This window comes from Burkholderia sp. BE17, assembly GCF_009362305.1.
Classification (GTDB): Bacteria; Pseudomonadota; Gammaproteobacteria; order Burkholderiales; family Burkholderiaceae; genus Burkholderia; species Burkholderia pyrrocinia_C.
Genome location: NZ_WHNU01000009.1, coordinates 164,886 through 176,363 on the forward strand (window position 1 = coordinate 164,886; position 11,478 = coordinate 176,363).

General features: G+C 70.3%; 11 protein-coding genes. All 11 read left to right on the top strand.

What is annotated here, in order from left to right:
• The first annotated feature begins 203 nt into the window (after positions 1–203).
• A complete protein-coding gene (gene sctV / locus GD429_RS10640; protein ID WP_152856900.1) occupies positions 204–2,411 on the top strand; it encodes a type III secretion system export apparatus subunit SctV in 2,208 nt (735 codons plus the stop codon).
• Positions 2,408–2,686 (top strand): type III secretion system export apparatus subunit SctS, encoded by a 279-nt coding sequence (sctS, locus tag GD429_RS10645; protein ID WP_152856901.1) that lies wholly within the window; start codon positions 2,408–2,410, stop codon positions 2,684–2,686. Before sctV ends, sctS begins: the two co-directional genes overlap by 4 nt.
• Positions 2,686–4,725 carry a type III secretion system outer membrane ring subunit SctC gene (gene sctC / locus GD429_RS10650; RefSeq protein ID WP_152856902.1) on the top strand — a complete coding sequence of 680 codons (2,040 nt, stop codon included), beginning with the start codon at positions 2,686–2,688 and terminating at the stop codon, positions 4,723–4,725. The genes sctS and sctC overlap by 1 nt, the downstream gene beginning before the upstream one ends.
• Positions 4,706–6,064 carry a type III secretion system inner membrane ring subunit SctD gene (gene sctD, locus GD429_RS10655; protein ID WP_152856903.1) on the top strand — a complete coding sequence of 453 codons (1,359 nt, stop codon included), beginning with the start codon at positions 4,706–4,708 and terminating at the stop codon, positions 6,062–6,064. The genes sctC and sctD overlap by 20 nt, the downstream gene beginning before the upstream one ends.
• Positions 6,065–6,204: 140 nt before the next feature.
• Positions 6,205–6,417 (top strand): hypothetical protein, encoded by a 213-nt coding sequence (locus GD429_RS10660; protein WP_152856904.1) that lies wholly within the window; start codon positions 6,205–6,207, stop codon positions 6,415–6,417.
• Between the two features lie 148 nt (positions 6,418–6,565).
• Positions 6,566–7,039, top strand: coding sequence for a hypothetical protein (locus GD429_RS10665; protein WP_152856905.1), 474 nt, complete (start codon positions 6,566–6,568; stop codon positions 7,037–7,039).
• A 52-nt stretch (positions 7,040–7,091) separates the two neighbouring features.
• The gene (gene sctJ, locus GD429_RS10670) at positions 7,092–8,009 is read left to right on the top strand and encodes a type III secretion system inner membrane ring lipoprotein SctJ (RefSeq protein ID WP_152856906.1); all 918 of its coding nucleotides are present in this window, start codon (positions 7,092–7,094) and stop codon (positions 8,007–8,009) included.
• On the top strand, positions 8,006–8,746 hold the full coding sequence (locus GD429_RS10675) for a SctK family type III secretion system sorting platform protein (protein ID WP_152856907.1): 741 nt from the start codon (positions 8,006–8,008) through the stop codon (positions 8,744–8,746). The genes sctJ and GD429_RS10675 overlap by 4 nt, the downstream gene beginning before the upstream one ends.
• Entirely contained in the window at positions 8,728–9,357 is a 630-nt protein-coding gene (gene sctL / locus GD429_RS10680) for a type III secretion system stator protein SctL (protein ID WP_047902779.1), read from the top strand. The genes GD429_RS10675 and sctL overlap by 19 nt, the downstream gene beginning before the upstream one ends.
• A complete protein-coding gene (gene sctN, locus GD429_RS10685) occupies positions 9,354–10,736 on the top strand; it encodes a type III secretion system ATPase SctN (protein WP_152856908.1) in 1,383 nt (460 codons plus the stop codon). Before sctL ends, sctN begins: the two co-directional genes overlap by 4 nt.
• The coding region (locus tag GD429_RS10690) for a hypothetical protein (protein WP_227791611.1) at positions 10,729–11,478 on the top strand (750 nt) is incomplete at its 3' end. The genes sctN and GD429_RS10690, both read left to right, overlap by 8 nt.

Consider the following 11,478-nt stretch of genomic DNA (forward strand, 5'->3'; position numbering starts at 1 on the left):
GGTTCCGGCGGTGCGTGCCCGAACGCGTCGCCGGGTTTCGTAGTCCGATCCGATCGCCGCCGGGAAACGCGCTTTCGCGCTACGAGGTGCATCCCTTTTTCCATCGGTTCGCGTCGCTACACTCGTCCCATTCAACGGTCCGTGCGGCACGGGGCAGGGTTGCCCGTGCCAGCCGGCGATAACGACGACAGGACACCGGCACGATGGCAGAACCGAAGGCGCTCCCCCGCGACTGGCAGCGGTTGTTTTCCGCTGGCCGCGGCGTGTCCGGACGGCGTCTCGGGGGCGCGTCGCCGCGCGCCGACCTGTTCATCGCGGTGTTCATCGTCGCGGTCGTCGCGCTGTTCATCCTGCCGCTGCCGCAGGCCGCGCTCGACGGGATGATCTCGCTGAATCTCGCCGTGAGCGTGGTGCTGCTGACGGTGTCGACCTACGTGCCGTCGGCGGTCAGCTTCTCGTCGTTTCCCGCGCTGCTGCTGTTCACGACGCTGTTCCGGCTCGCGCTGAACATCGCGTCGTGCAAGCTGATCCTGCTGCACGCGAACGCCGGCCACGTGATCGACGCGTTCGGGCGGCTCGTCGTCGGCAACAACGTCGTGGTGGGCGGCGTGGTGTTCCTCGTGATCGCCGTCGTGCAGTTCATCGTGATCGCGAAAGGGTCGGAGCGGGTCGCCGAAGTCGGCGCGCGCTTCTCGCTCGACGCGATGCCGGGCAAGCAGATGAGCATCGACGCGGACCTGCGCGCGGGCATCATCAGCGCGGACGAAGCGCGCGAGCGCCGCGAGAAGCTCGAGCAGGAATCGCAGATGCACGGCGCGATGGACGGCGCGATGAAGTTCGTGAAGGGCGACGCGATCGCAGGCCTCGTGATCGCTTTCATCAATATCGTCGCGGGGATCGCGGTCGGCACGCTGATGCACGGGATGGATATCGGCGCGGCGCTGCAACGCTACGCGATCCTGACGGTCGGCGACGGCATGGCGTCGCAGATTCCGTCGCTGCTCGTGTCGATCGCGGCCGGCATCGTGACGACGCGCGTCGCGACCCGCGATGCGCGGCAGCGCCAGCTCGGCGAACAGCTCGGCGAGCAACTGGGTGCGCATCCGCGCGCGCTGCTGATCGCGGCGCTGGTGCTGGCCGGCTTCCTCGTCGTACCGGGCTTTCCGAAATGGTCGTTCGCGCTGATCGCGCTCGGCCTCGGCGCGTTCGCGTTCTCGCAGATCAGGCACAAGACGACCGCGCCGAGCTTCAACCTGATTCAGATCGCGGGGCGCGTCGGCGCGGCCGACGACGGCCAGCCCGCGAAGGTGTCGCACGCGGCGGGCGTCACGTCGCTGATCGCGGTGTCGCTGTCCGACGACCTGCGCACGAGCCTGAACCTCGCGCAGCTGCAGGCCGCGCTGTCGAGCGCGAAGGCGCGCGTCGACGCGGATATCGGCACGGTGTTCCCGCGCATCACGCTGAACGACGACGAGGGTGCCGCGGCCGGCACCTACCGGATCTACCTGCAGGACGTGCTCGCCGCGCACGGCGCGCTGAAGCCGGGGTGGCTGCTGTGGGACGGCGTCGCGCCGCTGCCCGAGCGTGCTGAGCGCCAGCCGGCGGAGGCGTTCGGCCCGTTCGCGACCGCGTTGTGGATCAAGCCCGACGGCGCCGCGCCGGACGGCAAGTGGCTGTCGAGCGAAAGCGCGCTCGCCGCGCACGTCGAGCAGATCGTGCGCCAGCATGCGGACGAATTGCTGGGCATCCAGGAGACGCAGGCGCTCGTGCATCTCGTGCGCCGCGAACACCCGGAACTCGTGGGCGAGCTGACGCGGCTCGTGCCGCTGCAGCGCGTGACCGAAGTGCTGCGCCGGCTGCTCGCCGAACAGGTGCCGATCCGCAACCTGCGCGTGATTTTCGAGAGCCTGATCACGTGGGCGCCGAACGAACCCGACGACGTGATCGCGCTGGTCGAGCTCGTGCGCGTCGACCTGCGCCGGATGATTACCGACCGTCATGCGGGCACGACGCGCCAGCTGCGGGTCGTGCTGTTCGAGCAGAACCTGCAGGAGCGGATCGAGAGCGCGGTGATGCGCACGAAACAGGGCAATTTCCTCGCGCTGTCGAGCGCGATCAAGCAGGACATCGGCGAACAGGTGCGCGCGATCGTGCAGGCCGCGCAGGCGGCCGGCCCCGGCGGCCACGGCAACGCGCAGGGCGCGGCGCGGCTCGCGGTGATGGTCGCGCTCGGCGCGCGTCGCTACGTGAAGACGATCCTGCAACCGATGCTGCCCGAGCTGGCGGTGCTGTCGTACCAGGAGGTCGAGGAGGACGTGCAGCTGCACACGATCGGCTGGGTGAAGAACCCGCCGGACGACGGCACGGTCGGCGCGGGCGCCGACGTGCGCGTGCCGGGAGCCGTGCAATGACGAGCTCGACGATCCTCGACCTGACGCGCCAGGCGCTGATGCTCGTGCTGCTGCTGTCGCTGCCGATCGTGCTGATCGCCACCGTCACGGGCCTCATCGTCGCGATCCTGCAGGCCGTCACGCAGGTGCAGGACGCCAACATCGGCATCGCGGTGCGGTTGATCGCCGTGATGGTCGCACTCGTGCTGCTGTCGGGCTGGCTCGGCGGCGAAGTGCTGCGCTTCGCGCAGCAGGCGCTGGAACGCATGTTCGTTTCTTCCACAGGAGTCCTTTGATGCGTCGACGCGTCGCCTCGATCCGGTTTCAACCGCGCAGCCTGCAACGGGCCGCGCTTGCCATGTGCGCGACCGCGCTGCTCACGGCGTCGCTGTGCATGGCACCCGCGCAGCCGGCCCGCGCCGCGGACCTGCGCTGGCGCAACAAGCCGTTCACGATCGTCGCGAACGGCAAGAAGATCGGCGACTTCATTCGCGAACTCGCATCGTCGCAGGGCGTGACGGCGGTGGTCGACCCGAAGGTCGACGGCGTGATCAGCGGCCGCTTCTCGGGCACGCCGCAGCAGACGCTCGACACGATCTGCTCGACCTACGGGCTCACGTGGTACTACGACGGCTCGTTCCTGTACGTCGATCCGGCCGATCAGTCGCAGACGCAGATGATCCCGATCCCGCCGAATGCATCCGGCGAAATCGGCCGCGCGCTGCAGGCGATGCAGATTCCCGACAAGCGCTACACGCTCGTGATCAACGACCGCGCGAACAGCGTGTACGTGGCCGGCCCGCGCCGCTACGTCGAGCTCGTGCGGCAGGCGGTCGGCTCGGTCGGCGATCCGTCGGCGAACGGCGCGCATGCGGACATCCGCGCATTCCGGCTGAAATACGGCTGGGCGTCGGATTTCACGATCAACCGCTCGGGCAAGGAAGTGACCGTGCCGGGTGTCGCGACGATCCTGAGCCGGCTGTTCGGCAAGGGCGGCGGCACGAACGCGCTGCCGTCGAGCACGTCGCTCGGGCAGGCCGCGCGTCAGGTGAAGCTCGGCTCGGGGCTGACGATCGCGGTGCCGCGCCTCGATTTCCCCGATATCTCCGGCGGCCCGCGTTCGGGCGGTTATGCCGGCGACGGCAGCGCGACCAGCGGGTTCTCGCCGTTCTCGAACGCCGGCGGCGGCGACGCGCTGCCGCAGATCGTCGCCGATCCGGCGATCAACGCGGTGATCGTGCGCGACCTGCCGGAGAACATGTATCGCTACCAGTCGCTGATCAACCAGCTCGACGAGCGGCCGCGCATCGTCGAGATCAACGTGACGATCATCGACATCAACGAGGATTCGCTCGACAGTCTCGGGATCGACTGGCGCCTGCACACGACGCACGGCGACGTGCAGATCGGCAACGGCCAGAACCCGCTGAACGGCAACACGCAATACAACGGCTCGGGCAATCCGCCGCTGACGTTCGGCGTCGGCACGTCGGAAACCGGGCAGACGGGCACCTTCCTGCCGACCGGCATCGCGCTGACCGCATCGATCGGCGGCTCGCTGCGCAACTACCTGCTCACGCGCGTGAACGCGCTCGCGCAGAAGGGGCAGGCGCAGTTGCGTTCGAAACCGAAGGTGCTCGCGCTCGACAACACCGAGGCGATCCTCGAGAACCTCACGCAGTTCTACGTGCAGGTGCAGGGCTACCAGGATTCGTCGCTGTACAGCGTGACGACCGGCACGAGCATCAAGGTGACGCCGATGATCGTCGACGAGGCGATCCGCAACGCGGCCGCCGTATCCGGCAATCCGCAGAGCGTGATGATGTCGATCGACATCCAGGACGGCAACGTCGTGCAGGGGCAGGCCGTGTCGAACATTCCGGTGATCCAGCAGCGCAATATCGTCACCAAGTCGATGATCGACGAAGGCAAGAGCCTGCTGATCGCCGGTTTCAACGACGACGAGGTGAAGCTGAACAAGAGCGGCGTGCCCTGGCTGTCCGACATTCCGTTGATCGGCAACCTGTTCAAGTACACCGACAAGTCGGGCAACCACATGGAGCGGTTCTACCTGCTGACGCCGCGCGTGGTGACCACCGCGTCGATGTACGCGCCGGACGGCTCGCCCGTGAACCCGGGCGCCGACAGGCCGGCGAACCAGGAAGGCATGTCGATGTATCGGCCGCCGGACAACGACGTCGCGGTGCCGCTGACGCCGAAGCCGCTGCCCGGCACGAAGTTCGGCCCGCCCGCACTGCCGCCGCCGAAGGATGCGGCGTCGCAGCCGGCGGCGACGACCGCAGGAGCTACCACCCATGTCGACGACCATCATTGATCCGCACGGCGACGGCGCATTGCCCGGCGGCGCGGGAGGCGCGGGGGCAGGCGCGGCCGCGCTCGCGTCGCCGTGGAACCTGTGTTTCCTGAGCGGGCCGATGTACGGCCGCACGATGTCGCTCGCGCGCGGCGCGAACTGGGTCGGCACGGCGGCCGATTGCGAAGTGATCCTGCCCGATCGCGAGATCGGTGCGAAACAGGTGTGCCTGCAGGTCGGCGCGCTCGCGGTGACCGTGCAGAACCACGGCGGCGACGCCGGTGCGCCGGTGCTGTTCAACGACGAACCGCTCGGCGCGGGCCGCCGCTCGATGACGCCGCACGACGTCGTGACGGTCGGCTCGATCCGGCTCGGCATCGCGCGGCACGCGCAGGCGAGCGTCGCGGTGCCCGACGAAACCGACGCGCCGGACGCCGCGCGCGAGGCCGCGTGGCTCGGCTGGCTCACGGGCGGGCTGCGCCGCCTCGGCAGCCGGCGGCTCGTGATCGCGCTGGTCGCGCTGTGGATCGGCGTGCTGCTCGGCGCGCTCGGCTACGGCTTCGTCGCGTGGTCGGGGCGCCTGCCGTGGCAGCACGAATCGGTGCTCGCGCGCACGCACCGGCTGCAGCAGCTGCTGCACGCGTATCCGGAGCTGGCCGTCGCGCCGCGCGACGACGGCGTGATCGTGTCCGGCTACGTGAGCGACCCGGCCGCGCGCGAACGCGTCGCGCAGATCGTCGCGGGCGTCGACAACGCGGCGCTCGGCAACATCTACGTGGTCAGCGATCTGGTGGCGACCGCGCAGACCTATTTCAGCGATACGGCGCTGACGGTCGCGTATCTCGGCCGCGGCCGGATCGAGCTGACGGGCGCGGCCGCGCGCGCGCAGATCGAGCCGCGCATCCGCAACTACATGAAGGACGCGCGCCCGGCGCTCGAGGTGGTCGATCACGTGCGCGATGCCGATCCGGCCGCGCCGCGCTCGACGACGACGCTCGGCGGGATGGCCGGCATTCCGGAGATCACGACCGTGTTCGCCGGCGACGGCGACCAGCGCTATATCGAGACGGTCGACGGCAGCCGCTATTTCGAGGGCGCGCGGCTGAAGGGCGGGCCGACCGTCGTGTCGATCGGCGCGGACGAAGTCGTGTTCGAACGCAACGGCCAGCGCATCACGATGCCGCTCGGCGGCGCGTCGGCGAACGCGCCCGAGCAGGCGCCGGCGCCGCCCGTGGCGCCGCTCGCGAGCGGTGCGGCGGCCGGGGTCGCGCAGCCGGTGCCGGGGCCGACGCTGTTGCCGGACGCACCGCAAGCGGGCGCCAGGGCGGCCGGTGCATCGACGAAGGAGGCGGCGCACTAGCGCCGCGACAGGTCATGCGCATCGCAGACAGGCGATGCGCGCATTACGCGGGGCGTCGCATCGGTGTGGCGGCTCACGTCGCCGGCGGGGCATGGGGCTGCCGCCGGAAGGTGAATGAAGTTCACGTTAAGGAGCGAAACATGGGTGCCTCGGCAGCAGGTGGTGCAACCAACACGAACCAGGTCCAGCAACAGGCCGACGACCTGACCAAGACGCAGCTCGAACTGACGAAGATCAACTTCCAGGTCCAGCAGTCGACCGCGACGTTCGAAACCAGCAACGCAGTGACCGCGCAGGAGGGGACGGCGAACGCCCAGGTCGCGCAACACCTGAGCTCGGCCGGCCGCGCATGAAGCCGGTCGCCGGCCGCGCCGCGCGACGGCGCGCGCCGGGTTTGCCCGCGAAGGGCGCCCGGCCGCGGACGCGCGCGTGCCGGCCGGCTTGTTCCGGGCGGGCCCGACCGATCCGGTCCGGCGCCTGCCAGCCAAGGAGGGCATGGATATGTCAGTGACAGGCGTAGGCGCGGCGCCGCCGGGCGCGGCCGCGCTCGCGGGTGCCGCGCAGCAAACGGGCTCGGCATCCGATCCGGCGCAGGTGCGCCAGTTCGATGCGCTGATGCAGCCGGGCGCATCGCCGGCCGCGGCGTCTTCGTCGGGCGTCGCGATGTCGCGCGCGCCGGCGGATGCGGCGCCGGCCGTGCAGATGACGCCCGCGCAGGCGAACCAGTCGTCGCTCGTCGAGCGGTTGCGCACCTACGGCAACGATCTCGACACGCGGTACGCGAACATCGACAAGCATCGCAGCGAAATGCTGACGTCGATGGCGGACAGCCGCAGCGATCCGATGATGACGATGGTGAAGGCGATGGATTTCCAGTGGACGGCGACCACCACGATTTCGGAATACCAGTTGAGCCTGTCGGTCGCGCAGGCGGCGAACGGCTTCACGCACACCGTGCTGAAGACGCAGGAGTGAAAGCGTGCGTGCAGGTTGAATTCAACCTCACGCACCCTGAAGCGGACAAACGATGACGACGATCGATTCGACGCCGCGCGCGCATGCGTGGCGCAGCCGGGCGGCGCGCGCGCTGCTCGCGGGGCTGCTCGTGCTGTTGGCCGGGTGCCAGAAGGAGCTGTACTCGGGCCTGTCGGAGCGCGATGCGAACCAGATGGTCGCGGTGCTCGGCGACGCGGGCATCAGCGCGTCGAAGGACAACGACGCGCGCGACACGTCGGACCGCAACGCATGGCTGGTCAGCGTCGCGGACGGCGACATGCAGTCGGCGCTCACGGTGCTGCAGGCGAACGGGCTGCCGAAGCCGAGTTATGCGAGCCTCGGCGAGCTGTTCCAGAAGCAGGGCCTCGTGTCGACGCCGGCCGAGGAGCGCGTGCGCTATCTGTACGGCGTGTCGCAGGACCTGTCGCGCACGCTGCAGGACATCGAGGGCGTGGTCGTCGCGCGCGTGCAGGTCGTGATTCCGGAGAACGACCCGCTCGCGGACAAGATCAAGCCGTCGTCGGCGGCCGTGTACATCCGCTATCGGCCGGGTGTCGACCTGCGCGCGATGGCGCCGATGGTCAAGGATCTCGTCGCGCACAGCATCGAAGGGTTGCAGTACGACAACGTATCGCTGTTCCTGCAACCGGCCGCCGCGCAAGCGACGCGCGTGGACGGGATCGGCAGCGCCGTGACCGACATCGTGCGGCTGCGCTCGCCGCTCGGCTGGCTCGTGTTCGCGCTGGTCCTGCTGACCTGCGCGGTGATCGCGCTGTCGGCCGCGCGGCGCGGGATGTTCGGCGCGCGGCTGGCCGGCCTGCTCGGCGCGCCGTGCGGGGCGAATGGCGGAAGCGGAGCGTCCGGGCATCCGGCATCCGGGCATCCGGCGTCCGCGCAGCCGGCCGGTGGAGGTCTGCGCACGCCGGACGGCGCGCGCGACGGCGCATGAGCGATCCGTATGCGCTGCCGCCGGGCGACGGGCCCGACGCCGCACCGCTGCCGTGGCTGCAGCCGCTCGCGCCGCCGCCCGCCGCGCGCCGTGCCGCGTTTCACGCGCTCGTCTGCGACTTCAACCTGCGGCCCGACCGTTATCTGCACGTGACGCGCGTGCCGGCCGACTGGCCCGCGCGCTACCGCTCGCCGGACGCATTCGGCGCGGCCGGCCGCAAGCTGCTCGCGCGGCACCTGCTCGATGCGAACGGCGTGGCCGACCGGCACGACTTCGACCTCGCGAACCCGTGCGCACGACTCGCGCTGCTGCCCGGCGCGGCGCTCGAGCAACTGGCGTCGTATGCGGGGCTGCTGCTGCATCGCAACTGGCTGCGCGATGCGCTGACCGTGCGGCGCATTCGCGCGGAAGTCGCGGCCCGGCTCGGCGGCGATGCGCTGGAACTCGCGCTCGAACGCGCGCCGGAATTCGGCGCGCTCGCCGACACGCTCGAACCGTGGCGCGCGGATCCCGCCGCGCTGCCCGTCGTGATCCGCGCACGCGGCGGACGGCTGCTCGCGGATTTCATCGGCGTGGCGGGCGACGCGGTCGCGCGGCGCGCGCGCCTGAAGTTCAACCGCGCGATCGACGACGAAGCGCCGTACTGGCTGAACCGCGCGCAGCGCGATCAGTTCGGCGAACTGATGTTCCTGTTTCTGATTCCCGAGAGGCTTGCGTCATGGGATTGGCTTTTCTGATCACGAGCGACAACCTGCAACTGCTGTCGGAGCGCAAGGTGCTCAAGGAGCGCGAATACGCGGCGCTGCTCGACGCGTCCGCGGTGATCGCGACCGCGCACGACGAGGCCGCGCGCATCGTCGCCGACGCGCAGCGCGAATTCGACAAGCGGCAGGCGGCCGGCTACGACGAGGGGATGCGCCGCGCGCAGCGCGAGCAGGCCGCGCACGCATACACGCAGGCGCTCGCCGCCGCGCGCACGATGGAGACGATGAAGGACGCGATGGCCGATATCGTCGTGAAGGCCGTGCGCGCGATCGTCGGCGAGATGAGCACGCAGAAGCTGTACGAGGCCGCGCTGGCGCGGATCGCGCCGCTCGTGCGCGACGAGGCGTTCCTGGTCGTGCATGTCGCGCCCGGCCGCAAGGACGAGATGCGCGACGCGCTCGACGGCGCATTCGCGGGGCAATCGAACCGGCAGAAGATCCGCATCGTCGAGGATGCGCAGCTCGAACGCCATGCGTGCACGGTCGAGACGCCGTCCGGGCGCATCGACGCGAGCCTCGACCTGCAGATCGATGCGCTGCGCCAGGCGATCCGCCGCGACGCGCTGAAGGGCGCCGCGCGATGAACGCGCCACTCGACGATACGCAGCCGTTCGGAAGCGGCGACGACGACGGCGCGCCGTTCGATCGCGGCCGCCTCGTCGGCGAACTCGACGCGGGGCTCGCGTTTTTCTCGCCGGTGTCGGTGCAGGGCCGCGTCAACCACGCGGTCGGGCAGATCCTGAATGCGACGGGCATCCGCGCGCGGCTCGGCGAGATCTGCGAACTTCGCACGCCGAACCAGCCGACGCTGCTCGCCGAGGTGGTCGGGTTTTCGCGGCAGACGACGCTGCTCACGCCGCTCGGCGACGTGGCCGGGCTGTCGCCGGAGACGACCGTCGTGCCGTCCGGGCGCGAGCATGTGTTTCCGGTGGGCGAAGGGCTGTTCGGCCGCGTGCTCGACGGGCTCGGCCGGCCGCTCGACGATCGCGGGCCGGTGACGGGCGCCGCGTGGGTGTCGACGCAGCAGGATCCGCCGAACCCGCTCGCGCGCCAGATGATCGACACGCCGTTTCCGACCGGCGTGCGCGTGATCGACGGGCTGATGACGCTCGGCGTCGGGCAGCGCGTCGGCATCTTCGCGCCGTCGGGCGTCGGCAAGAGCACGCTGCTCGGGATGATCGCGCGCGGCGCGCAGGCCGACGTGAACGTGATCGCGCTGGTCGGCGAACGCGGTCGCGAGGTGCGCGAATTCATCGAGCACGGTTTGTCGCCCGAGGTGCGGGCGCGTTCGATCGTCGTCGTGTCGACGTCCGATCGCCCCGCGATGGAGCGCGTGAAATCCGCGCTCGTCGCCACCGCGATTGCCGAGCACTTCCGCGATGCGGGCAAGCGCGTGCTGCTGCTGGTCGATTCGCTGACGCGCTTCGCGCGCGCGCAGCGCGAGGTCGGCCTCGCGAGCGGCGAGCCGCCGACGCGGCGCAGCTTCCCGCCGTCGACGTTCGCGGTGCTGCCGCGCCTGCTCGAACGCGCGGGGCAGGGCGCGAACGGATCGATCACCGCGCTCTACACGGTGCTCGTCGAAGGCGACGAGGAATCGGACCCGATCGCCGAGGAAGTGCGCTCGATCCTCGACGGCCATATCGTGCTGTCGCGCAAGATCGCGCTCGCGAACCGCTATCCGGCGATCGACGTGCTCGCGAGCCTGTCGCGCGTGATGCCGCTCGTCGCGAGCCGCGTGCACCAGCATGCGGCCGCGCGTGTGCGCGAGCTGATCGCGAAGTACCAGGAGATCGAGCTGCTCGTGCAGATCGGAGAGTATCGCGAAGGCAGCGACCGGCTCGGCGATCTCGCGCTGCGCGCGCGCGACGCGATCGGCGCGTTCTGCGCGCAGGCGTCGCATGAGGACGTGCATTTCGACGCGCTGCTCGCGAAGCTGACGAAGCTGGCGAACGATCATGTCTGAAGCCGACGACCGCCTCGTGCTCGCCACGCTTGCGCGCCTGAAGCGCGTGCGCGAGATGCGCAGCCAGATCGCGCGCGTCGCGGCCGCGCGCCAGCAGGGTATCGCCGCGCAGAGCCGCCGTGCGCTCGAGGCCGCGCATGCGCAGCTCGCGCAGCAGGTCGCCGCAAAGGCCGCGATCCAGACGCGGCTCGCCGACGACGTGCGCGAGGCGCGGGCGCTGCAGAACGCGGCGGCCGACACGCGCACGTTCGACCGGCACATCGGTACCGCGAACGCGTCGGTGAGCGAGGCCGCGCACGTGCATCGCGGCCACGAGGCGACGCTCGCCGACCTGCAGCGTGCCGCGCGCAAGGCGAAGGCCGCCGAGGACAAGCTCGAGAAGGCCGGCGAGAAGGCGCTGCACGCGCGCGCCGCGCGAGTCGAGCGCGAGGCCGACGAAGTCGCGGACGGCTACGCGGTGCGGCGCTTCGCGACGGCCGGGGTATGGGCCGGCGCGGCGGGCTATGTGGCCGGCCATGCGGCCGCGCAGCCGGCGGAGGCCGCCGCGTTCGACGCGGAGATGGCCGCGCAGCCGGCCGATGCGGACGCCGGCGCAGCCGACGTGAACGACAGGACCGCCTCAACCGCCTCGGCAACTCAAGCAACTCAAGCAACTCAAGCAACTCAAGCAACTCAAGCAACTCAAGCAACTCAAGCAACTCAAGCAACTCAAGCAACTCAAGCAACTCCAGCCACTCAGGCA